This is a genomic window from Hahella sp. CR1 (genome assembly GCF_029813005.1).
Lineage (GTDB): Bacteria > Pseudomonadota > Gammaproteobacteria > Pseudomonadales > Oleiphilaceae > Hahella.
The window spans coordinates 437,739-460,048 of record NZ_JAPELK010000001.1 but is presented as its reverse complement, the minus strand read 5'-3'; the positions used below and the strand labels follow the sequence as shown (position 1 = coordinate 460,048).

At 50.4% G+C, this 22,310-nt stretch carries 20 protein-coding genes; 8 read left to right on the top strand and 12 right to left on the bottom strand.

The annotated features are described in order from the left end of the window. Positions 1 to 17: 17 nt before the first annotated feature. Genes yidC through rpmH form a run of 4 tightly spaced genes read right to left on the bottom strand, consistent with a single transcriptional unit; the run spans position 18 to position 2,542 of the window. Positions 18 to 1,721, bottom strand: a complete 1,704-nt coding sequence (gene yidC, locus ONV78_RS02050) for a membrane protein insertase YidC (RefSeq protein ID WP_279500677.1) — start codon at positions 1,719 to 1,721, stop codon at positions 18 to 20. Between the two features lie 15 nt (positions 1,722 to 1,736). Then, positions 1,737 to 2,021, bottom strand: coding sequence for a membrane protein insertion efficiency factor YidD (gene yidD / locus ONV78_RS02045; RefSeq protein ID WP_127974378.1), 285 nt, complete (start codon positions 2,019 to 2,021; stop codon positions 1,737 to 1,739). Beyond that, on the bottom strand, positions 1,984 to 2,376 hold the full coding sequence (rnpA, locus tag ONV78_RS02040) for a ribonuclease P protein component (RefSeq protein WP_279500675.1): 393 nt from the start codon (positions 2,374 to 2,376) through the stop codon (positions 1,984 to 1,986). Before rnpA ends, yidD begins: the two co-directional genes overlap by 38 nt. A gap of 31 nt (positions 2,377 to 2,407) precedes the next feature. Beyond that, positions 2,408 to 2,542: a 50S ribosomal protein L34 gene (rpmH, locus tag ONV78_RS02035; RefSeq protein WP_083769858.1), complete on the bottom strand. Its 135-nt coding sequence runs from the start codon at positions 2,540 to 2,542 to the stop codon at positions 2,408 to 2,410. 887 nt (positions 2,543 to 3,429) lie between these two features. Here rpmH and dnaA point away from each other — a divergent pair. The 6 genes from dnaA (at position 3,430) to gyrB (ending at position 11,706) form a co-directional block, all read left to right on the top strand. Further along, the gene (gene dnaA, locus ONV78_RS02030) at positions 3,430 to 4,833 is read left to right on the top strand and encodes a chromosomal replication initiator protein DnaA (protein ID WP_279501757.1); all 1,404 of its coding nucleotides are present in this window, start codon (positions 3,430 to 3,432) and stop codon (positions 4,831 to 4,833) included. A 102-nt stretch (positions 4,834 to 4,935) separates the two neighbouring features. Then, positions 4,936 to 6,039: a DNA polymerase III subunit beta gene (gene dnaN, locus ONV78_RS02025; protein ID WP_279500672.1), complete on the top strand. Its 1,104-nt coding sequence runs from the start codon at positions 4,936 to 4,938 to the stop codon at positions 6,037 to 6,039. 130 nt (positions 6,040 to 6,169) lie between these two features. Then, entirely contained in the window at positions 6,170 to 7,447 is a 1,278-nt protein-coding gene (locus tag ONV78_RS02020; protein WP_279500671.1) for an AarF/ABC1/UbiB kinase family protein, read from the top strand. A gap of 72 nt (positions 7,448 to 7,519) precedes the next feature. Continuing rightward, the gene (locus ONV78_RS02015) at positions 7,520 to 8,122 is read left to right on the top strand and encodes a MarC family protein (RefSeq protein WP_347815405.1); all 603 of its coding nucleotides are present in this window, start codon (positions 7,520 to 7,522) and stop codon (positions 8,120 to 8,122) included. 15 nt (positions 8,123 to 8,137) lie between these two features. Beyond that, a complete protein-coding gene (gene recF / locus ONV78_RS02010) occupies positions 8,138 to 9,265 on the top strand; it encodes a DNA replication/repair protein RecF (RefSeq protein ID WP_216739825.1) in 1,128 nt (375 codons plus the stop codon). Positions 9,266 to 9,288: 23 nt separating this feature from the next. After that, positions 9,289 to 11,706, top strand: a complete 2,418-nt coding sequence (gene gyrB / locus ONV78_RS02005; protein WP_279500666.1) for a DNA topoisomerase (ATP-hydrolyzing) subunit B — start codon at positions 9,289 to 9,291, stop codon at positions 11,704 to 11,706. Between the two features lie 64 nt (positions 11,707 to 11,770). Here the strand turns inward: gyrB and ONV78_RS02000 are convergent, their stop codons facing one another. The 7 genes from ONV78_RS02000 to ONV78_RS01970 all read right to left on the bottom strand — a co-directional run bounded on the left by ONV78_RS02000 (position 11,771) and on the right by ONV78_RS01970 (position 19,641). After that, complete coding sequence (locus tag ONV78_RS02000; RefSeq protein ID WP_279500665.1) at positions 11,771 to 12,298, bottom strand: adenylate kinase; 528 nt, start codon at positions 12,296 to 12,298, stop codon at positions 11,771 to 11,773. A 371-nt stretch (positions 12,299 to 12,669) separates the two neighbouring features. After that, positions 12,670 to 12,996, bottom strand: coding sequence for a hypothetical protein (locus tag ONV78_RS01995; RefSeq protein WP_279500663.1), 327 nt, complete (start codon positions 12,994 to 12,996; stop codon positions 12,670 to 12,672). Next, positions 12,972 to 13,946, bottom strand: a complete 975-nt coding sequence (locus ONV78_RS01990; RefSeq protein ID WP_279500661.1) for an oligopeptide/dipeptide ABC transporter ATP-binding protein — start codon at positions 13,944 to 13,946, stop codon at positions 12,972 to 12,974. The genes ONV78_RS01995 and ONV78_RS01990 overlap by 25 nt, the downstream gene beginning before the upstream one ends. Further along, complete coding sequence (locus ONV78_RS01985; protein WP_279500659.1) at positions 13,943 to 15,847, bottom strand: dipeptide/oligopeptide/nickel ABC transporter permease/ATP-binding protein; 1,905 nt, start codon at positions 15,845 to 15,847, stop codon at positions 13,943 to 13,945. Before ONV78_RS01985 ends, ONV78_RS01990 begins: the two co-directional genes overlap by 4 nt. Next, complete coding sequence (locus ONV78_RS01980; RefSeq protein ID WP_279500657.1) at positions 15,844 to 16,791, bottom strand: ABC transporter permease; 948 nt, start codon at positions 16,789 to 16,791, stop codon at positions 15,844 to 15,846. The genes ONV78_RS01985 and ONV78_RS01980 overlap by 4 nt, the downstream gene beginning before the upstream one ends. A 555-nt stretch (positions 16,792 to 17,346) precedes the next feature. After that, positions 17,347 to 18,915 carry an ABC transporter substrate-binding protein gene (locus ONV78_RS01975; protein ID WP_279500656.1) on the bottom strand — a complete coding sequence of 523 codons (1,569 nt, stop codon included), beginning with the start codon at positions 18,913 to 18,915 and terminating at the stop codon, positions 17,347 to 17,349. Positions 18,916 to 19,203: 288 nt separating this feature from the next. Beyond that, a complete protein-coding gene (locus tag ONV78_RS01970; protein WP_279500654.1) occupies positions 19,204 to 19,641 on the bottom strand; it encodes a DoxX family protein in 438 nt (145 codons plus the stop codon). 109 nt (positions 19,642 to 19,750) lie between these two features. On the opposite strand from ONV78_RS01970, the gene ONV78_RS01965 reads away from it, so the two are divergent. Further along, positions 19,751 to 20,671 carry a LysR family transcriptional regulator gene (locus ONV78_RS01965; protein WP_279500652.1) on the top strand — a complete coding sequence of 307 codons (921 nt, stop codon included), beginning with the start codon at positions 19,751 to 19,753 and terminating at the stop codon, positions 20,669 to 20,671. A gap of 81 nt (positions 20,672 to 20,752) precedes the next feature. Here the strand turns inward: ONV78_RS01965 and ONV78_RS01960 are convergent, their stop codons facing one another. After that, on the bottom strand, positions 20,753 to 22,039 hold the full coding sequence (locus tag ONV78_RS01960; RefSeq protein ID WP_279500651.1) for a hypothetical protein: 1,287 nt from the start codon (positions 22,037 to 22,039) through the stop codon (positions 20,753 to 20,755). Between ONV78_RS01960 and ONV78_RS01955 the strand changes: the two genes are divergently transcribed. Further along, positions 22,038 to 22,184, top strand: coding sequence for a hypothetical protein (locus ONV78_RS01955; RefSeq protein ID WP_279500650.1), 147 nt, complete (start codon positions 22,038 to 22,040; stop codon positions 22,182 to 22,184). The genes ONV78_RS01960 and ONV78_RS01955 overlap by 2 nt on opposite strands. Positions 22,185 to 22,310: the final 126 nt, after the last annotated feature.

The window sequence follows — 22,310 nt, the reverse complement described above, 5'->3', positions numbered from 1 at the left end:
CAAACCTATCCAGAAGGCTATTTTTTCGCAGCCAGCGCCTCGTTTTCGATCTTCTTGGTGATGTACCACTGTTGAGCGATAGAAAGAATATTGTTGACCAACCAGTACAGTACCAGACCTGCGGGGAACCAGAGGAAAAAGACCGTAAAGATAATCGGCATCATCTTCATCACACGCGCTTGAATAGGATCTGGAGGCGTTGGGTTCAAAGATGTCTGCAGGAACATCGCAGCGCCCATCAGCAGAGGCAATACAAAATAAGGGTCTTTAATGGACAAATCCTGAATCCAGAAGAAGAACGGCGCCTGACGTAACTGAACGCTTTCCAACAATACCCAATACAGAGATATAAACACGGGCATCTGCACAATCATGGGCAAACATCCGCCCAAAGGATTTATTTTTTCCTTCTTGTACAGTTCCATCATCGCCTGAGACATACGCTGACGATCATCACCATGCTGTTCCCGAATTCGCTGCATTTCGGGGGTCACTCTGCGCATGTTCGCCATGGAACGATAGCTGGTGGCGGACAAATGGAAGAACAAAGCTTTAATCAGTACAGTCAACAGGATAATGGAAATACCCCAGTTACCGACGAAATCGTGGATAAACTCCAGCACCAGATACAGAGGCTTGGCGATCAGCCATAACCAGCCAAAATCGACAGTCAAATCCAGATTTGGAGCCACTTCTTTAAGTGTTTCCATGATCTTGGGTCCAGCATACAGCTTGGCGCCAACGGTGTGTGTTTGCCCTGGCTCGACAGTAAATCCAGGATCAACGAACCCCATCAGGTATAAGCCGTTATTCACTCGAGTCTGATAGGTGTGAGTATCGCTAGTTAGAGGCACCCATGCGCTAACAAAATAATGCTGAATAAACGCAATCCATCCATTTGGAGAGTCTACTTTAGCGCCGTCGGCGCTGCTCTCGTCCATGTCCTTGAAGTTAACCTTCTCATAGGGCTTTTCTGGCGTTGAGACAACTGCTCCTAGATATGAAGATGCTCCGAATCCGCCAGAAGAGGAAGGATCCGCTGACTTATCTCGAACCAACTTGGCTGAGAAGTTGGCTTTCCATGGGGCATTTGATTGATTATTGATCTGAAAAGCGACGTTAATGGAATAACTGGACTTTTCAAACTCATAGTGTTTGATCACAGTAACGCCATTACGTTCTGTTTTTAGATCTATACCTAACTTGTTTTGTCCGTCTTGCAGGAAATAAGCGTCTTTGTCCGTCGTATAAACTGGGCTAGCGCCATTTTTTGATGCATCAAATCCATTGGAACCAATCAGACCGCTTTCTGCAACGTAGTAGACTCCGTTGTTTTTCTGCATCAGATCTAAAGGGGTCGGATTCTTTAATGAAATGGGATACTCAAGTAGGGACGCTTCAACAATATTTCCACCGCTCAAGTCAATTCTGACACGAAGAACGTCAGTGGTGACGGTGATGATCTTACCTGTTGAGGAAGCGGAAACTGATCCAGTGTCGTCGGTAGTCGCAACAGGCGCTGAAGCCGATTCTGGCGTATCCAGTTCACCAGAGCTCGCGCTGTTTGTAACGCTTGAATCTGAATTGCTGCTGTCTATTGAGACAGAAGCGGTTTGTGAGACAGGTTGCTGCTGGGGGATCATCTCCTCATTCCATTCCAATACCAACAGGTAGGAAACAACCAATAAACCGACTATGAGAGAGGTTCTTAAAAAGTCCATAAACTATTCAAACTTTTATTCGGATGATGAATGAGGGCAGCGTTTGTGAGACAGGCTTTCTGGCACTGGATCAATACCCCCTGTTGACCAAGGGTGGCATCTTAGCAGACGACGGACGGTAAGATAACTCCCTCGCAGGAATCCATACTTGGAAATTGCTTCATATCCATAACTTGAGCAACTTGGATAAAAACGGCAGTGCTGTCCTAACATTGGACTGATCGCGTATTTGTACGCCTTTATCAAACCTAAAAGTAGGTATTTAGGTAGCTGAGGAAGAGTCTGCTTTAGTGAGGGCATTGGCATGTTGCTGACCAATTCGTGAGTACAATTTGGTTAGACATTGAAAAACTTCTTCATTATTCATGTCTGCAACAGCTTTGCGGGCCAGAACGACAATATCGACGTTTGGAATATTTGCTTGCTGAAGACGAAAGGCTTCCCGGATAAGCCTTCTAACTCTGTTTCTTCCCGTCGCCAACTTGATATTTTTTTTGGCGATGACAAGCCCTACTCGAGGATGAGGTAGTTGGTTAGGGATAGCAAGGAGCAGCAAACCAGGATGGCCTGCTTTAAAGCGAGCATCATTAAATACGTTACGGAAATCCCCCGGCTTCAAAAGTCGAAGTGATCGGGGGAATTCGTAACCAGCCATCTATAGATTGCTTTTAAACAACAGACGACAATTAAGCTGAAATACGCTTACGACCTTTAGCGCGACGGCTGGCCAGAACTTTACGGCCGTTTGCGGTAGCCATGCGGGCACGGAAACCGTGAGTGCGTTTACGCTTAAGGACGCTAGGTTGGAATGTGCGTTTCATATCCGACTCTTTAGCAAATAACTGGTTGAAATTCGTTCTAGAAAACAGGGAGCGGAATTGTAGGGAATTTGGAGGAAAATAGCAAATGGGAGTTGCGGAAATTTTCAACACGGTCTTTTTAGCAAGAGTTGAAACAAGGTCTGTGGATCAGTGTGAGTAACTTTTTGCTTGGAGTTGGGCCTGTTAATTCATGTGGAAAAGCTTTAGATCAAAGTTCAAGCAGCGTGAATGGATTTTTGAAATCAAAAAAGCGCTCACTCACCTGTTATTAAATCTTAGGTTTTTAAGAAAGGATGGTTATGAAGACTTATGATTAGTCAGCCATTTTTCTGTGGATAAGTGTGGAAAAGTTTTATGTATCATTTGTTTATAGAATGTAAAAGAGCTTGGCAAGCTAGGGATTAACCTTTGAAAAACTGATGAGAACCTGGGGAGGAAACGAAGAGTTTTCCACAGGCTAAAGTTGTCTCCAGGACCACAACAAGTTATCCACAGGGAATCACAAGGGTTTTGGATATGAGCAAAGGTTCTAAAAATTTTTTTACAGATAAAAATGTTAACAAGCTTGTTAGTAACTCAGTAAATTAATGAAATTAAAAACAAAAATAATCCACAGGGGTTCTAATAAGATTTATTTTCGAGGTGGTAAAGGAAAGTCATTCCAGCTAGAATTTTCCCCTACCTGTTTAGGTTCAGTCTGATTTCGTTGCTTATTTGTGGGGAGCGACGAAGAAAAAGCGTCTTTATTAGCCGCCTGATGTGGGTTTTGGCCACAGGGTTTTGTTTTCTCTGAAAAACATCAAAATTCGGTTTTCCATATATAGAAAGCCGCCGTCTTTAATTTGCGCAAAAAAGAGCGAGCATGTACGAATTCTGGAGGTTTGGAAGTGACGTCTGAGCTGTGGCATCAATGTCTGGGCTATTTAGAGGACGAGTTGCCAGCACAACAGTTCAACACTTGGTTACGCCCTTTGCAGGCGAAAGGTTCTGAGGAAGAGCTGCTTTTGTTCGCGCCAAACCGGTTTGTACTGGACTGGGTTAACGAGAAGTACATTGGCAGGATCAATGAAATTCTCAGTGAACTGACGTCTCAAAAGGCTCCGCGTATTTCTTTGAAGATTGGCAGCATTGCCGGCAGTAACAAAGGGATGCCGGCAAGTAAAGATACGGGAACTGGCGCAGCAAGGGTTACGGCTCCTTCCAAGCCTGTTATCGCCGATGTCGCTCCGTCCGGAGAAAGAAACGTCACGGTGGAAGGGGCTATCAAACACGAGAGTTACCTGAATCCTACGTTTACCTTCGAAACCTTTGTTGAAGGTAAATCGAACCAATTAGCGCGGGCGGCCGCGATGCAAGTGGCGGATAATCCGGGTAGCGCCTATAACCCCCTGTTTTTATATGGTGGGGTAGGTTTAGGGAAAACGCACTTGATGCAGGCGGTAGGTAATGCCATTTTCAAGAAAAATCCCAATGCGAAGATTCTTTATCTGCACTCCGAAAGATTTGTTGCAGATATGGTGAAAGCGTTGCAGCTGAATGCTTTCAACGAGTTCAAGCGCCTCTATCGGTCCGTCGATGCGCTGCTGATTGATGATATTCAGTTCTTCGCACGCAAAGAGAGATCTCAGGAAGAGTTTTTCCATACATTTAATGCTTTGTTGGAAGGCGGTCAGCAGATGATTCTGACTTGCGACCGTTATCCAAAAGAGATTGACCACATGGAAGAGCGCCTGAAATCCCGCTTCGGTTGGGGACTGACGGTGATGGTTGAGCCGCCTGAATTGGAAACCCGTGTAGCGATTTTGATGAAGAAGGCGGAGCAGGCCAACGTCCATTTAAGCAGTGAGTCCGCTTTCTTTATTGCGCAAAAAATTCGCTCTAACGTTCGAGAACTGGAAGGTGCGTTAAAGCTGGTGATTGCAAATGCCCACTTCACTGGACAGGAAATCACGCCGGCGTTTATTCGCGAATGTTTGAAGGATCTGCTGGCGCTGCACGAGAAGCAGGTCAGCATCGATAATATCCAGAGAACGGTGGCGGAATATTACAAAATTCGCGTTGCGGATATTTTGTCAAAGCGTCGCACCCGCTCAATTACCCGTCCAAGGCAGATGGCCATGGCGTTGGCTAAGGAGCTGACTAACCACAGTCTGCCGGAAATTGGCGAAGCGTTTGGGGGACGGGACCACACCACGGTATTGCACGCCTGTAAGGTCATGATAGAACTTCAGCAAAACGATCCCACTCTGCGTGACGATTATCAGAATTTTATGCGCATGTTAACCAGCTAGTTAGGCGAAAATATGCGCCGTCAGCTTGATGGCGACCCAAAGATTTAGTTTAAAATAGCAACATTTTCAGTGATTTAAGAGTTTATAGAAACGGGATATTACATGAAGCTCACTATAACCAGAGAGGCGCTTGTCACGTCATTGCAAATGATTTCTGGGGTGGTTGAAAAACGCCAGACCATGCCTGTGCTCGCCAACGTATTGCTTGACGCCAGAGACGGAAAGCTGGTTATCACCGGCACAAATATGGAAGTGGAGCTGGTTGCGGAAATTAGCGACGTAAACATTGAGCATGAATCCAGAATCACCGTTCCCGCCAAGAAATTTACAGATATCTGTCGCGCCCTTCCTGAAGGAGCCGCTATCGGTATTGAACTGAAAGACGGACGTTTGAACGTTCGTTATGGCAGCAGTCATTTCATATTGTCTACATTGCCTGCGGAACACTTCCCCAATGTGGAGGAAGAACCTGAAAGCGTTAAAGTTATGTTGCCGCAAAGAGAGCTTAAGCGCTTGATTGATGCAACGGCCTTTGCAATGGCCCAGCAGGATGTTCGTTATTATTTGAATGGCATGTTGATGGAGTTGGATGAGCAGGGTCTGCGCGCTGTCGCAACAGACGGCCATCGCCTCGCCCTCGCCAATGTGTCCCTTCAAACTGGCGTTAGTGAAAAGCGCCAGCCTATCGTACCGCGTAAGGGGATTTTGGAGTTGGGTCGCCTTCTCAGCGATACAGATGAGTCCTGTACCCTGGTGTTTGGCGATAATCATGTGCGGGCCAGCGTAGGGCATTTTACTTTTACGTCTAAGTTAATTGACGGAAAATTCCCTGATTATCAAAGGGTTATTCCAAGATCCGGGGATAAGGTGATGATCGCGGACAGGGTCCTGTTGAAAGGCGTTTTGTCGCGCGCAAGTATCTTGTCACATGAAAGCATCCGTGGCGTACGCCTGCAGTTTGAAGATGGACTGTTAAAAGTATTTGCGAATAATCCAGATCAGGAAGAGGCGGAGGATAGTCTGGAAGTCGTATACCCGCATGAAGCACTGCAAATTGGCTTCAACGTGGGTTACCTGATTGACGTGCTTAATGCACTGGACGATGAACAGGTCAAAGTGACGCTTTCCAATGCGAATAGCAGCGCTTTGGTGGAAGGCGTCGATACCAGAGACGCCGTGTATGTCGTCATGCCTATGAGGCTATAGTCAGTTAAACTGATAGCGCCGTGAATCTGTTCGAGTTCGAAAGGTTACGGCGCGTCGCCTGACGCTTGGCAAGGATGTATCGCCCCTGAATGCAGACAGAGTTTGAATCTCAGCGAGAGTGGAAAAGCTTATGGGAAAAATTGTTAACGCAGTAAAGGGAGCCGCCAGGATTGGTCAAACGGCGGCAGTCATATCCAAGGTTGGCCTTGGCTGGTTGAAGGGAAATCGCGCGCCTGCGCCGAAGCTTTTGCGACAGACTTTTGAAGAACTGGGCGCCACTTATATCAAGCTGGGGCAATTTATCGCCAGTTCGCCAACGTTTTTCCCTGCAGATTATGTTGAAGAGTTTCAGCTGTGTTTGGATAAAACCAAACCTCTGCCCTACTCGCAAATCGAGAGAATCCTGAAGGAAGAATTCAAGCGGCCATTGCAGTCGATATATTCGCATATCGACACCAAGCCGTTGGCTTCCGCATCCATCGCGCAGGTTCACGCGGCGCGTTTGGTGACAGGCGAGGATGTGGTTATCAAGGTTCAGAAGCCAGGCGTTCGCAATGTTCTGCTGACTGATCTGAATTTTCTGTATGTAGCGGCGCGTGTAGTCGAGTATTTAGCGCCAAAGCTGTCCTGGACGTCACTATCTGGCATTGTGGAAGAGATACAGCGAACCATGATGGAAGAGTGTGATTTCTATCAGGAGGCGGCCAATCTCAAAGAGTTTAGAGAGTTCCTGGTGAATAGCGGCAACGACCAAGCGGTTGTGCCCACTGTATATGAGCAGGCCAGCACCATGCGGGTGTTAACCATGGAGCGCTTCTATGGCGTGCCTTTGACAGATCTGGAAACGATTCGCAAATATTGCCCGGATCCAGAGAAGACGTTGATTACGGCGATGAATACCTGGTTCGCGAGTTTAACGCAGTGCGATTTTTTTCATGCTGATGTTCACGCCGGCAACCTGATGGTGTTGGAAGATGGTCGCATCGGGTTCATTGACTTTGGCATCGTGGGGCGTATTGGCGCTGGAACCTGGCAGGCGGTGTCTGACTTTATCACGGCGATAATGATGGGCAATTTCCACGGTATGGCTGACGCTATGTCGCGAATCGGCATCACCAAGACTCAATTAAGCGTGGATGACCTCGCGGCGGATATCGTAGACGTCTACAAAAAAATGGATGCGATGACGCCTGATATGCCGCCGATATATTACGACCAGCAAACTGGCGATGATGAAGTTAATAATATTTTGATGGATCTAGTGAAAATCGGTGAGCAGCACGGTTTGCACTTTCCCAGGGAGTTTGCGTTGCTGCTAAAACAGTTTTTGTATTTCGACCGTTATGTACATGTGCTGGCCCCAGAGCTGGATATGTTTATGGATGAAAGGCTCAGTCTGATCCAATAACGGCGGTTCACTTGCGTAGTTAAAGAACCTAGCACATTGTTGTGTTAGGTTTTTTTGTTTAAGGGGAAGTTGATGGATATCGTATCCGCGTTGACGTTGTTAATCGTGGTCATGGACCCATTGGGAAATATTCCTTTGTTCTTGAGTATTCTTGAGCGGGTGGACGTCAAGAGAAGAAAGAAAGTATTGTTCAGAGAACTGCTGATCGCTTTGGCGATTCTGCTGGTGTTCTTGTTCTGTGGACAGTACTTGCTCAAGATATTCAGCCTAAGCAAAGAGTCCGTAGGCATCGCTGGCGCTATCGTATTATTTATCATTGCATTGCGTATGATCTTCCCCGCTAAGCGGGAGTGGCTTGAAGACCTCCCTGATGGCGAGCCTTTTATCGTGCCGTTGGCGATCCCCTTTGTGGCGGGTCCCTCAGCCTTGGCGACCTTGATTCTGATTTCCACCCGGGAACCGGAAAGAATGATGGATTGGTCTATCGTGGTATTGTTGGCTTGGTCCGTCACCGCCGTCACGCTGATGAGTTCCACCTTTTTATATAGAGTACTCCGCAAGCGAGGCATCATCGCCATAGAGCGTCTTATGGGGATGCTGTTGATCGCGGTATCGGTAGAGATGTTCCTGATGGGCTTACAGCCTCTATTGACTAAATTGACCCACGTATCCTGACGTTGGATTGTTGGAATGGGTCTTAGTCGTATTGCATTCACCAACTTGCGTAATATTTCCAGCCTGAAGTTGGATACCTCTGCGAGATTACTGTTATTTCACGGGAATAACGGAAGTGGAAAAAGTAGTCTTTTGGAAGGCGTTTACCTGCTGGGACGGGGGGCGTCATTTCGTACTAAGGAACTGGATTACGCTGTTTCACATCTATCTGATGAAATGGTCTGTTTTGGCGAAGCCGTCAATGAAGACGCCGGCAAATCATTCCGCATTGGCGTCAGCCGTCAAAAGACAGGCAAACTAACCAGAGTCAGAATCAACGGCGAGAGCGCCAGAACCTTGTCTGAGCTGGCGGCGGCCCTCCCTATCTTGATTGTTACTCCTGATACCTTTGGGTTTATTAATGGAGGCCCAGGGGAAAGAAGGCGCTTTGTCGACTGGGGAGTGTTTCACGTGGAACACCAATTCAAAGTGGTCTGGCAGAACTGGCGCAAATTGCTATTGCAAAGGAATAAATTGCTGAAAAGTGGTAATATTAGCCGTTCTGAGTTAAGTGCATGGGACAACCAATACGTAGCGTATTCAGACGAGATAAGCCGTTATAGAGACGCCTACTTCGCTGAATTGAAGGAAATCCTCATCGAATCTCTGAAAGAGTCCAGTGAGCAAACCAGGGATATTGGCGACAAGCTGACGATTACGCTTAGCAATGGCTGGTATCAGAATGATGTCATTCACATGGAGCAACTGGCTTCGTCAGTCGAAAGCGACGTAAAAAAGGGATTCACGACTTTAGGCCCACACCGGGCGGATATTAAGGTAAAGGTCGGTGGGGTTCACGCGAAGGAAGTGTTATCAAGAGGTCAGCAAAAAACCTTGATAACCCACCTGTACTTATCACAATTGGAAATATTACGGCGGCGGACAAATCAAAGGCCCATTGTGCTGATTGATGATGTTGGAGCGGAGCTGGATACCGGAAATCAGGTAACACTGTTAACGAGAATGTTGGAGAAAGGGGCCCAGGTGTTTGTGACGGTCCTGGATAAACAGCAGTCAGAATATTTGTTCGGCCATTTTAATCAAGAATACGACACGCAAATGTTTCACGTGGAACAGGGTGCTGTCACCAAAGTCCACAATTAGCGTGTGACGGTTAGGAGAGATATATGTCCTCATCGGGAAATTATGATTCCTCAAGCATCAAAGTGTTAAAAGGCCTGGATGCGGTAAGAAAGCGTCCAGGTATGTACATTGGCGACACTGACGATGGCACCGGTCTTCACCACATGGTGTTCGAGGTCGTTGATAACTCTATCGACGAAGCCTTGGCCGGACACTGTAAGGAAGTGAAGATCACGATTCACGCCGATGAATCAATCACGGTTAGCGATGATGGCCGTGGCATCCCTGTCGATATCCACGAAGAAATGGGCGTTTCCGCCGCAGAAGTTATCATGACGATGCTGCACGCTGGCGGTAAATTCGACGACAACAGCTATAAAGTATCCGGCGGTCTGCACGGTGTGGGCGTATCAGTTGTTAACGCGCTTTCAAAAGAACTGCGCCTGACTATTCGCCGCGACAACAAAGTACATGAGCAAGTTTATAAGCATGGCGTACCACAAGCGCCTTTATCTGTGGTTGGCGAAACTGACCGTTCAGGTACGGAAGTTCACTTTTTCCCTTCCGCAGAAACGTTTAACAATATCGAATTCCACTACGATATTCTGGCTAAGCGTCTGCGCGAACTCGCCTTCTTGAACTCTGGCGTTAAGATCACGTTGCACGATGAGCGCTCTGCAAAAACAGAAACCTTCGAATATGAAGGTGGACTAAGAGCCTTCGTTGAGTATCTCAACCAGACCAAAAACCCGATTAACAAAGTGTTCCACTTCCTGAAAGAAAGAGAAGACGGCATTACTGTAGAAGTGTCACTGCAGTGGAATGACTCCTTCCAGGAAAATATTTTCTGCTTTACCAACAACATTCCTCAGCGTGACGGCGGCACTCACTTGGCTGGTTTTAGAGCCGCCCTCACCCGCTCTCTTAACAGCTACATTGAAAAAGAGAGCATGCTGAAAAAGACCAAAGTGGCTACCTCTGGCGACGACGCGCGTGAAGGTTTGACTGCGATCATTTCTGTTAAAGTGCCTGATCCGAAGTTCTCTTCTCAGACCAAAGATAAGCTGGTTTCCTCTGAAGTTAAGACTGCGGTTGAGCAGGAAATGAATACTCACTTTGCAGACTTCCTGGCGGAAAATCCCCAAGACGCGAAGAACGTAGTCAACAAAATGATCGATGCGGCTCGCGCCAGGGAAGCTGCCAGAAAAGCCCGTGAAATGACCCGTCGTAAAGGCGCGCTCGATATCGCCGGATTGCCAGGTAAACTGGCTGACTGCCAAGAGAAAGATCCTGCTCTGTCTGAACTGTACATAGTGGAGGGTGACTCGGCGGGTGGTTCCGCCAAGCAGGGGCGTGATCGTAAGACCCAGGCTATTCTGCCGTTGAAAGGTAAGATCCTGAACGTGGAAAAGGCCCGCTTTGACAAGATGCTGTCTTCCGCTGAAGTAGGCACCCTGATTACAGCCCTGGGCTGTGGTATTGGTCGTGAAGAGTTTGATGTGAACAAGCTGCGCTATCACAGCATCATCATCATGACGGATGCGGATGTGGACGGCTCGCACATTCGTACCTTGCTGCTGACCTTCTTCTTCAGACAAATGCGCGAAATCATCGAGAACGGCCACGTTTATATTGCGATGCCTCCTTTGTACAAGGTGAAAAGAGGCAAGCAGGAGCAATACGTAAAAGATGAGAAAGCGCTACAGCAGTACCTGACTCAGAGCGCGCTTGAGAACACGCAGTTGTTCGTAAATCCAGAGGCGCCGCCCATTATCGGGACTGCGCTGGAGACGCTGGTGACAGACTACCGTATGGCGACAGGCGTCATTGATCGTATGTCCAGAGCCTACCCCAAAGGCGTGCTGAATCAGCTTCTTTACGTGCCTCGATTGACTCAGGAGCAACTCAAAGATAAAGCCGCCGTTGAAGGCTGGGTCGCCTTGCTGAACGAGAAGCTGGGCTATGACAACAGCACTGGCAATAACTACGTTATCAGCGCTGTGGAAGATGCGGAAAGAAGCCTGTTCCTGCCTCAAGTAGAGTTGGTTCAGCATGGTGTGGACTATAAATACACCTTCAATCAGGACTTCTTTGGCTCCAGCTCTTACGCCAATATTGCCGATATGTCCGAGAAACTGGATGGTCTGGTTGAGGCCGGCGCTTATGTGAAGCGGGGTGAAAAGACACAGGCTATCGAGACTTTTGACGACTCATTGGTCTGGTTGATGAAGGAAGCCCAGCGCGGTTTGAACATTCAGCGCTATAAAGGACTGGGTGAAATGAACCCTGAGCAGCTGTGGGAAACCACCATGGACCCTGCCGTACGTCGTATGATGAAAGTTACTATCGAGGATGCGATCGCTGCGGATCAGATCTTTAATACGTTGATGGGCGATGATGTTGAACCTCGTCGTGATTTCATCCAGACCAACGCGCTGTCTGTTATGAATCTGGACGTGTAACTAATCCCCCCTCTCTAATAGTAAAAAGGGCTGCAATCGCAGCCCTTTTTTTCTCCATCGTTTGTTAAGAGCCCCATGAAAGCAGGCAGCTCTCCATCTCTTTCGGAGAACGAATCCGAATAAAGCGGATGTGAGCGTATCGCGGATCTCTCATTATCGACAGGTACTTTTTGCGGTTTTTCTTATAGGTAGTCATGGTCCAGAGGACGATGGAGTCCCTGCTGAACAGCTTGCGTAGAGATTCTTTATTGCCTGTGCCCGCCCAAAGTTCCCTTTTTGTGATGATGCGGGTTAATGCTCTTCTGATTGCCTGAAAGAGTGTGCGTGGGAAAGAGTAGTCTATCCAGACGACTATCTGAGCCCTCTCCCACTTTAGCTTCGTTCTGCTGTTGTAATTACCGTCCAATATCCAGTCTTCCTGCTGCAGCGCGTGCGCAACCCGGGCGCTGAAGATCTCATCTGGATGGTTTCGCCAGTCGGGCCCCCAATATAGGGCGTCCATTTCTATATAAGGAATGTCGAGCTTTTCTGACAGCCTTTTACTGAAGGTGGACTTCCCACTGCCACTGGTCCCAATTACGTTAATTCTCATCTTCACTCCTTATATTCAGAAAAGGTTAAACAGGGGTGAAGCAACGCGGGAGCGACATTATAGAGCTCTCTGACCAGACGTATAGATGCTGTAACGAGTTTGCTTACCTAATGCCGAAATTACTCATTATTTGACACAAAGCTGGGTAATAAAAAGCGGCTTCATCGAGCCGCTTTGCACATGAGGATTAACTGGGTTTTGCTACCAACTATCGTGAGGGTCTTCGCCTTTGGTAAGAGAGGTCATCATCTGACAGCTCCAGGAAATTGCTTCCCGCGGAGACTGTGTTGGAATTGTCCCAGGGATTCGATACGAGATAGCAGCTCTCCTCATTCGTCGACCAGGCGTGTATCGAATCGCTTGCCTACCCCTCAGTCAGTCCAACTCAATGCGACGCTTCCGCCTTCTCTATCCGGATGCTCTTCAATAATGTTACCTCTTACTTCCACATTCTGAGAGTTTGATAAGAACAACTGGCCGCCATAAACAGCGCCATTGCGTCCCACAAGATTGTTCAGCATTTTCGCATCGAAACTGATCTCGTGAAAAAGGCCGGCGGAGAGGTTGTCGAAAACTATATTCCATTGATAGATCGTTTGTTCGTTACTGACGTCGCTCCAAAGCCCTGGGCCTTTATTATCAAATATCCCCATAGACGACAGCGTTTTCGTAATCAAAATACCAAAGGAAAATGACACGCGGCTATGCGCTCCTCTCCTTCCATAGGACGAAGTCTGGGTTGCTCATGGCGACATTTGTCTCGCGCGTTGACGCACCGGGGAGCGAATGGGCATCCCTGGGGTGGTGCGGCGGGATCGGGGAGCTCTATGGTTTCGCTCTCGCCTCGCAAACCTTTCTTACCGGGAAGCGGGATAGAATCGAGCAGCAAACGGGTGTAAGGGTGTTTCGGAGACCTGAACAGTTCACCGGCGGGCGCCTGTTCTACGATGCGCCCGAAATACATGACTGCGACGACGTCGCTGACTGCTTCCACGACGGCCAGGTCATGGCTGATAAATACGTAAGCGAGGCGATAGCGTTGCTGGAGATCCTGCAGCAGATTCAGCACCTGAGCCTGGATGGAGACATCCAGCGCGGAAACCGGTTCATCCAGAACCAGGATCTGTGGTCGCGCCGCCAACGCCCGTGCTATGCCGATCCGTTGCGCCTGACCGCCGGACAATTCATGTGGATAACGCTCCAGTAGCTCCGGCCTTAATCCAACGGCCTCCATAAGCTCCTGTAGACGCCTGTAGCGAGCGTTTCTCTCCATCCCCAGAAGATGATCCATCGGCGCCTCTAAAATCGCTCTGATCGTCTTACGGGGGTTGAGAGCGCTAAGAGAATCCTGAAAGACATATTGGGTCTGGCTATGCAGACGCTTTCGTTCGCTACGGCTCTGATCAGGCCATGATTTCCCGTCTAGCAGAAAATGGCCTGCGCTGGGTTGATCAAGGCCTACCAGCATGCGCGCGAGGGTAGATTTGCCACAACCGGACTCACCTACAATGCCCAGGGTGGCGCCGGGTTGAATACACAGGTCCACGCCCCGCACTGCCTGTATCAGCGGCTTGCGTCGACCGAGCCAACCGCGCCCGCCGCCATAGTGACGAGTGAGATTACTGGCGGTCAGAAGAGTCGAGCTCATGAATCGGTTTTCCATAGCGGTTTGATACAGCGGGCGAAACGATTTTCGCCCAGTGGTCGTAAGCGGATATCGCCGTTCCGACAGTCGCCTTCCGCAAAAGGGCACCTATCCGCGAACGCGCATCCTGCAGGCAGGTTATTAACCGCGGGAGGAGAGCCGGGAATAGCGGGCAGGCGATCCTGGTTTCGACAAGGAATCGGGACGCAATCGATGAGCAGGCGAGTATAGGGATGGGCGGGCTTGTTCAATACTTCCCCAGCGGCGCCGACTTCCACTATGCGTCCAGCGTACATGACCGCCACACGGTCACAGATTTCGGAAACGACGCCAAAGTCGTGGGTGATGAACAAAAGCGCCGCCGCCTCATTTTGTTTGCGCTGCTGGTTCATCAATTTCAACACCTGAGCCTGAACCGTGACGTCCAGAGCGGTAGTGGGTTCGTCCGCCACGATGATCTGTGGATGATTGGCGAGAGCCATGGCGATGCAAACCCGTTGTCGCATGCCTCCAGAAAGCTCATGGGGATAGCTGTGCGCTATTGACGCGGCGTTGGGAAGGCGCACTTGTTCCAGCAGGCTCACAGCGGCCCGCCACGCCTCCCTATGAGAATAAGGTTGGTGCGCTTGAATCGCCTCTGCGACCTGGGCGCCGACACTAAAAAGCGGGTGAAGACTGGAGAGAGGGTCTTGGAATATGTAAGCGATTTCCCCGCCTCTGAGCGCCTGTATGCGATGCAGTGGGAAAGAGAGTAGATCTTCCCCACTCCGCCAGATCTGGCCGCTTACGATGCGTCCTGGGGGCGTAGGCGCCAATCTGAGCAGAGACATCGCCGTAACGGATTTACCGGAGCCGGATTCGCCTACCAAACCCAGGCATTCCCCCTTACCCAGTTCGAAGCTGACGCCGCCTACCGCCTTGTAAATGTCTGTCCCAACCAGAAACTCGGTCTGTAAATTTCGCACCGCCAGGGCGACCTGCGCCGCACTGATGTCAGGGGAGCTTTGAGCGTTGGCGTTCTGCACTTCCGTCATGGCGGAGGGGCGTGTCAAAGAGCCTGACTTTAATTTGGGATCGAGCACATCTCTGACGCCATCGCCAATCAAATTGACGCTCATGACCAGCGCGAAGATCATCAGCCCGGGAATCACGGACACATGCGGCGCTGTAAACAGCAATTTGCGTCCCTCCCCCAGCATGGCGCCCAGATCCGCTTGCGGCGGTTGCGCGCCCAAACCGAGAAAACTGAGCCCTGCGGTTTCCAATATCATCCAGCCCAGGGTTGTCGACATGGTGATGACGATGATGGGAGCTACATTAGGCAGTATTTCCGTAAGCAGAATGCGCAGAGGACCTTTGCCGGAAAGCCTGGCGGCGTCGACAAAATCCCGTCTTGTCAGGCTCAACGTTACGCCGCGGATATTGCGGGCGAAGAATGGAATATTCACCAGGGCGATGGCGTAGAGAGCGTTTGATAACCCCGGCCCTAATGCTGCGACGATCGCCAGCGCCAGTAAAATATAGGGGAAAGCCATCAGCATATCGACGCCGCGCATCAACACATTATCCGTTCGTCCGCCTGCGAAACCCGCGATCAAACCCAATGCAGAGCCGATGACGGAAGCGATCAGCGTGGCGGATAAACCCACAGAGATGCTAACGCGGGCTCCCCATATCAAACGAGAGAGGAGATCTCTTCCCAGATGATCCGTTCCCAATAAACGGCCTTCGCTTAATGGACGCAGTAAACGCTCCGCCGGGGCAGTGTCGTTCGGCGCTGATAACGGAAGTATGGGCGCCGCTAGAGCGATGACCGTTACTAGCAAAAACAGGCAGAGACCAAAAAAGGCAATGTGGTTATGCCGGAATAGTTTCCAGGCGCTGGGGCGAGATGAGCGAGTCATGAGGTCAGTCTTGGGTCGAGTCGATGCTGAGCAACATCCGCAGCCAGATTAAAAAGGACGTATGAGGTGGCGACTACCAATACTCCCCCTTGCGCGAGCAGAATGTCCCGGGTGGCGATCGCCTGCACCAACATGCGACCTATTCCGGGCCATTGGAATACGGTTTCGATATAGACTGCGCCGCCAAGCACGAAGCCAGCCTGAATGCCCAATACAGGGATAATGGCGACCAGCGCGGCCTTAAAAGCGTGGCGATAGATCACGCGGCGCTCACTTAGCCCTTTGGCGCGAGCCGTGCGAATGTAATCCTGCCGCAGTACCTCCAACATGGCGCCTCGGGTTAGACGGGCGATAACGCCGGTTGCGATGACCGCCAGCGTAATGGCCGGTAACGCGAGATGGGAGAGCAGGTCCTGAATATCGCCACCGCCGTATATCGCGTACATACCGCTGGCCGGCAGCCATTGCAACTCGACGGCGAAAACCAGTATCAGCAGCAGTCCCAGCCAGAATGACGGCGTTGAAATTCCAATCAAAACCAGCAATGTGATCACTCTGTCAGTCCAGCTGAACTGGCGCGCTGCAGAGACGATTCCCGCCAGTAGTCCGAACAGAGAGCACAGCAGAAAGGAGGCCCCGGCGAGCGTCAATGTGGCGCTGAAGCGCTCTAATACCTCATCCAGAACGGGGCGATTCAAGCTGTAAGATCGGCCTAAATCTCCTTGCAGAATGTGTCCTAACCAGATTAAATATTGTTCAAATAGGCTATGATTTAACCCTAACTGACGGTTAATTCGTGCGATATTTTCAGGCGTTGCATAGGCGCCGAGAATTGCGGTTGCGGGATCTCCCGGAATCATGGCCATGATCAAGAAGACGATCGCGGTCATTCCGAACAGGACAGGAATGACGAAAAGGAGACGTTTGGCGATATAGCTCCACATGGGGGTTAGAGTTGTTCTTTGACGATGAGAAAATGGAAGACGGAATGTGACAAAAAATCCTGTTTCCTCCTGCATTTTTCCTTGCAAGAAATCTTGTGAGTGCTCGGAGAGTTTGAAGGGGAATTTTGGTCAAAAATGGGGTTTGGAGAGGCCTCTTTTCCATTGCTCATTGAAAGGGTCCTTTTGAAGTCCTGATTTGAGGTGAGATAACTTGGCTTCAGGTCGTTATTTCTTCATTTTCATAACGGCAAAAAGTGCTTTTCTTGCTCGTTTTTTGAACATATTTTATGGGGTTAATAACTGAAAATTCTCTTCAAGGTAAAATCTTGCCGATTTAATCTGGCGTTAAATATTTTCGCTATTAAAATAACTTAAAATATAACTGGCGGAATTTTTCATAATTTAAAATAAAGTTTATAACTTAATGTTTTTATTTTGTTTATTTCTCTAAAACGTAACGATTACGAACGTCATCACAGAAATGCCATTTTTTCTATGAAGATGTGACCGATATGAGTTTTTAAAGATATGCCGGTTATAGAATCATGATAAATCTCATGGCTTTTTCACCTCTCTTAAATCCAGAAAAAATGAAGGCTGTAACCTGAAGTTTTTAACGCGTGACTGACTGACGGCGTTTTGTTTCCAGTTGGCGATAAAAGCCCAGGGGGCGTCTTCTTGTACGATGACCTGCATTTCTTTGTAGAGTGCGGCTCTCTGGTTTTGGTCTGTAGCGCGACGCGCTCGTTCAAGCAGATCATCCACTTTGGGGTTGGCGTAGTAACCGGAGTTGAAGCCGCCCTTATCCGGCCAGGCGTCGCTGCGTAATGCGAGATAAGGCAAGGTATCGGGGTCGTTGGTCATCCAGGCCATTTCCGCCATATCGACGCCTTCCGGTAATCCGGGATTCACTTTGCTGAGAAAGGTATTCCACTCATAAGTCTCTATCTTTACCTGAAGACCCACTTTGGCGAGGTCCGCCTGAATCGCCGCGCCCATGGCGACGGGCTCCAGCATCCCTGAACCCCCTTCCGTCACGTAGAAAGTAAGCTGAGCGACTTCGTGTCCCGCCGCTTTGATTAGTTCGCGCGCCTTGTCGGGGTCATATGCGTAAGCGTCCAGGTTTGGGTTATACGCCCAGGCGAAAGCGGGCGGGATGGGTCCTTTGGCGACTTCTGCGGTGCCTTGCAACACGTTTTCCACCAACGCTTTCTTATCAATCGCGTAGTTGATCGCCTGACGCATGCGGCGATCCGCCAAGGGACCTTTTTTGTTGTTGAGAATGAGAAACCATAAGTGCGGTCCCGCCTGCTGATAAACCTGGAATCCAGAATCTTTCTCGAATACGGTCAGATTATCCGGCGGGGTTTCCACCATGAGGTCTACGCCGCCTGAGAGCATTTCCGCCATACGCGTGTTGGCGTCGGTAATGGGGCGGAACACCACTGCTTCCAGAGGCGGTGCGCCGCCCCAGTATTTGTCGTTGCGGACAATAACGACCTTGGCGTTGCTGACCCACTCGGCAAAGTGGAACGGGCCGGTTCCCGCCGGATGACGACCATAATCCTTACCGTACTTTTTCACTGATTCGGGTGAGATTATCAGACCGGTTGGATAGGCCAGGTTGGAAAGAAACGGGGCGTAAGGCTCTTTTAATTCAAATCGAACGTGGAGGTCGTCAATCGCTTCCACCTTCTCTATCGGACTGAAGAAAAACGCCAATGGAAAAGGGCCGGTGTCATGATAAGGATGTTTTTCGTCAAGCATGCGCTCGAAATTGAACTTTATCGCCTCTGCGGTGAGAGGCGAGCCGTCATGAAATTGCACGCCTTTGCGCAGGTTGAAGGTGTAAGTCTTGCCATCGTCGCTGATCGTCCAGGACTCCGCCAACGCCGGCTCCACCTCCAAGGTTCCATCCTTGAAGCGCACCAGCCCGTCATAGAGATTGATCAGTATGCGAAAGTCATTGAGAGCTGTGACGGCGTGAGGATCCAGAGATTTGGGCTCGGCGATCTGGCCGACCACTAAAACATTGGCGGGAGTCTGCGCCACGCTGGGCGAAGTTAATGTAATGAGTAAGAGGCAGCAAACGAGGACGCGCAGTACGCCCGACAGCCGGTCCATGAATCCCTCCTTGTGCGGAAGCGTTACTTTCGCGTCTCCGCGCCTCTCTCCTTCCTGCCCATCCGCTTGAACGTCACTGACGACGTCCGGCATGGCGCTGAGAGGCTCGGTACTGTCCCTGACGCAGCCTTATTACACCTTAAAGAACATTTCCCACAACCTCAATGCCTTAACGCCGGATGAGACAAGTCGCCGACAGGAGGTCTATAACACGGGGTCTTGAGGATGGATCTTTGAAGCCGCTGAGGCCGTCCTGTTGCTGCGACGGCCCGTCAATAGCGAAAGCGATTAGCGGTTTCTTCCATCCAGACTGAAGCGCCCGGCCCCGAATGCCGCGATTTGCAATAATCCTCCGGCCATGGCGATGTTCTTGAAGAAATGAATGAACTGGTTCTGATCGCCAAGCTGATTATGAAAAGCCAGGGCGGCTGCGACAGTGAAACCCGCCAGTATGAGCGCAGTAGCGCGGGTGCGGTAACCGGCGATCAAGGCTATCCCTCCAGCCAGCTCCACCAACACTGCGGCGGCGAAGCCCAAGGTGGCGAATGGCAAACCGGCGGACTCGATATAAGCGATGGTTCCCGCCGGCGCGCTGATCTTGGCGATGCCTGAAAGAACAAAGATGATGCTTATAAGCACTCTGCCAACGAGGGCGGAGACGGAGGCGATATCGAAAGCGCCGTTAATGGAATGAGCTGAATTCGCATTGTGGGTCAGTTGAGTCATGTTGGCTTGCTCCAGTAATGAGTGTCGTTGCTTGATGGAACCACTATATTGCGACTACTCTTTTCGCAAAACTGGGATAATTTCAGTCATTTTATTCGAGAAATTAGGCATGTTATCAAACCCTGGCGCACCGACCCTGGATCAACTGAAAGTGTTTTTGGCCGTGGTGGAAGTGGGCAGTTTCGCTGGCGCTGCGCGTAAACTGCATCGAGCGACCTCAGTGGTCAGCTACTCCATCGCCAATCTGGAATCCCAGCTGGGCGTGCAGTTATTTGATCGTCATACCACGCGAAAACCTCAGTTGACTGACGCAGGACGCCTGGTTCTGTCGGAAGCGCGGCTGGTGCATAACGGCGTCAACAGCTTGCGCTCCAAGGTGAAAGGGTTACTGCAAGGCCTGGAGGCGGAGGTGCGTCTGGCGGTGGACGTGATGTTGCCCTCCAGCAGAGTGGTGGATGCGCTGAAGGCGTTCCGCGAGCAGTTTCCTACCGTATCTCTGAATCTGCGGGTTGAAGCTCTGGGTGGCGTTACACAGCTGGTGCTAAACGGCGAAGCTTCCATAGGCGTCAGTGGACCGCTCAATCCGGTGTTGGACAGGGTGGAAAGAATCAGCGTGGGATCTGTCGCCCTGATTCCTGTCGCCGCGCCTTCACACCTTCTGGCGACGGCGGGGCGCAATGCCCCTGGCGCGGGCAGAGAGCATACTCAGTTAGTCTTGTCTGATCGCTCTTCCCTGACCCGCAATCAGGAATTTGCGGTGATCAGCGCCCATACCTGGAGGCTGGCGGATCTGGGCTCTAAGCATATGTTGCTGAAAGAAGGGATAGGCTGGGGAAACATGCCGGAACCGATGGTGAGGGAAGACCTGGCGAATGGGCGGTTAGTGCGTTTGGATATGCCGGACGCAGCCTCCGTCACTTATCCGTTTGATGTCATCTACTTGACGGAAAACCCGCCAGGACCTGCCGCCGCCTGGCTCATCGACAGGCTGGCTCAGCAGGCCGTTGCGGGTGGCGGCGGCGCGACTTAAGCGGACTTCCTTCGGTGATATACAGTCTGGGCGTCAAATACCCAGGGTTAGTTAGTGTGTGCTCACAATCTGGGATACTCTTTATTTCCCGGTAAAAAAGCGCTTCATTACGGGAGTGAGCTTATCGTTGTAACGGGAAAGAACCTCATCGTCTGACGTCAGAATGCGCAGATATTTCCAATACTTCTCACCCTCTTGAACGGCCAGATAGGACACATATAAGGGCATGGGGTCTGCGTCCTCAACCAGGGCGGTGAAAATGGCGACTCGCTTGTCCAGTTTCCATTCTTCATCGTCCAGGTCTTCTCCCAGAGAAGTCAGATCGGCGCGTACATAGTCCTCAAATTGCTGCGTAAAAGAATCTTTGTTGCGTCTCAGGCTGTCGCTGAACGCCAAACGAAGCACTTCATCCTCTTCCAGATTCTTCGGTTCATAGAAGCGATCCTCGTTGATGTTCATCACCAACTCAAAGTTCCGGGGAAGGTCTTCCTCCAGGTCCGACTCATCCATCCAAAACACGCCGCCCTCCAAAAAGGGACTGGTGCGATCGTTATAGCAGAAGCCAAATAATTTTCGCTCCTGCTCGCCATTATCGAAGTTCAGCGTCAGGGTATATCCGGAAAGTTCATATTCTCCACGGTTTTTGGAACCGTCTCCGCCTTTCTTTTGGGAGTGGGTGAAAACGCCGGAGCCTGATCCCGCCGCCAATGACTGATCTCCTGATGCGTCGCTGCTCGATTGCGCATAAACGGAGGTTTCTGTCATCGCGGAATAAGCGCCGCCGCTACCGGCGAGGCTGGAGCGGCCTTTGGTGAAGCGTCCGTCGCCCCGGAAAGTCCAGCGACGGGTGTTGACCGTGCTGCTCATACTGATCCCCGCCATGCCGTAAGCGACCATGTGGTAGAGGCGTCGGTGCAGGCGTTCGCCTTCGCGGGCGGGAACCAGACGGTCCGACTTTGAGAAAGTGCGCCACTCTTTTTCGTCATCAGGAATTTTCACCCGGTAACCGTCGTCATCGCTTTCCCAGATTCCCCAGCGCGCAGGCTGTTCTTCCCGCGATGTTTCCACATCGAAATCTTCCGGCGGTACCCCCAGGGACTCATACGCGGAGCCGTCCTCCATCAGCAGTAGAATTTTATAATCCACCCGATAATTGGAAGCGACTATGCCTGACGTCGACTCACATATCAGGGCTTCGTACGCGTCAGGCAGTTCATACATCGGAAGCTCCGCATTGTTAACCGGTCCTGCCTGGGAGCCGGATTCTTGAAACGGAAGAGCCTCTTCTTCATCGCTGTCTCCCCAGGAAAAGTAAACCAGTAAAACCAGGACGGCGATGGCGATATTGCGATAAGCGGTCGATGACATGTTCAAGTTCTTCTCCTTGCGGCAGGGCGACGCCGATGAGGAGGGCAGCGGCGTCTGGATGATTAAACAGGGCGATGATTACAGCATATTCTCGGCGCAGGTCATCTGGGAAAAACCCCAGGTTTTTCACCCCTGTGGAACTTGAAGGCCTAACGATGGTCTGTAAGAAGGAAGTGCGGGGGCGTGCGTTAACCATTGATTTACCCCCCGGGATGGTTCTATATGAACCTTGTCGTTAAAAACAATTAGAACTGATAAGCGTAGTAGGGAC

What these genes read in the sequence shown, in the direction of transcription:
- yidC (WP_279500677.1), bottom strand. Translation starts at nt 1,721, where the DNA reads ATGGACTTTTTAAGAACCTCTCTCATAGTCGGTTTATTGGTTGTTTCC.
- ONV78_RS01970 (WP_279500654.1), bottom strand. Translation starts at nt 19,641, where the DNA reads ATGACTCAACTGACCCACAATGCGAATTCAGCTCATTCCATTAACGGC.
- rpmH (WP_083769858.1), bottom strand. Translation starts at nt 2,542, where the DNA reads ATGAAACGCACATTCCAACCTAGCGTCCTTAAGCGTAAACGCACTCAC.
- ONV78_RS02000 (WP_279500665.1), bottom strand. Translation starts at nt 12,298, where the DNA reads ATGAGAATTAACGTAATTGGGACCAGTGGCAGTGGGAAGTCCACCTTC.
- dnaN (WP_279500672.1), top strand. Translation starts at nt 4,936, where the DNA reads ATGAAGCTCACTATAACCAGAGAGGCGCTTGTCACGTCATTGCAAATG.
- yidD (WP_127974378.1), bottom strand. Translation starts at nt 2,021, where the DNA reads ATGCCCTCACTAAAGCAGACTCTTCCTCAGCTACCTAAATACCTACTT.
- ONV78_RS01990 (WP_279500661.1), bottom strand. Translation starts at nt 13,946, where the DNA reads ATGAGCTCGACTCTTCTGACCGCCAGTAATCTCACTCGTCACTATGGC.
- recF (WP_216739825.1), top strand. Translation starts at nt 8,138, where the DNA reads ATGGGTCTTAGTCGTATTGCATTCACCAACTTGCGTAATATTTCCAGC.
- ONV78_RS01965 (WP_279500652.1), top strand. Translation starts at nt 19,751, where the DNA reads ATGTTATCAAACCCTGGCGCACCGACCCTGGATCAACTGAAAGTGTTT.
- ONV78_RS01960 (WP_279500651.1), bottom strand. Translation starts at nt 22,039, where the DNA reads ATGTCATCGACCGCTTATCGCAATATCGCCATCGCCGTCCTGGTTTTA.
- ONV78_RS01985 (WP_279500659.1), bottom strand. Translation starts at nt 15,847, where the DNA reads ATGACTCGCTCATCTCGCCCCAGCGCCTGGAAACTATTCCGGCATAAC.
- gyrB (WP_279500666.1), top strand. Translation starts at nt 9,289, where the DNA reads ATGTCCTCATCGGGAAATTATGATTCCTCAAGCATCAAAGTGTTAAAA.
- ONV78_RS02015 (WP_347815405.1), top strand. Translation starts at nt 7,520, where the DNA reads ATGGATATCGTATCCGCGTTGACGTTGTTAATCGTGGTCATGGACCCA.
- ONV78_RS01980 (WP_279500657.1), bottom strand. Translation starts at nt 16,791, where the DNA reads ATGTGGAGCTATATCGCCAAACGTCTCCTTTTCGTCATTCCTGTCCTG.
- rnpA (WP_279500675.1), bottom strand. Translation starts at nt 2,376, where the DNA reads ATGGCTGGTTACGAATTCCCCCGATCACTTCGACTTTTGAAGCCGGGG.
- ONV78_RS01975 (WP_279500656.1), bottom strand. Translation starts at nt 18,915, where the DNA reads ATGGACCGGCTGTCGGGCGTACTGCGCGTCCTCGTTTGCTGCCTCTTA.
- ONV78_RS01955 (WP_279500650.1), top strand. Translation starts at nt 22,038, where the DNA reads ATGTTCAAGTTCTTCTCCTTGCGGCAGGGCGACGCCGATGAGGAGGGC.
- ONV78_RS02020 (WP_279500671.1), top strand. Translation starts at nt 6,170, where the DNA reads ATGGGAAAAATTGTTAACGCAGTAAAGGGAGCCGCCAGGATTGGTCAA.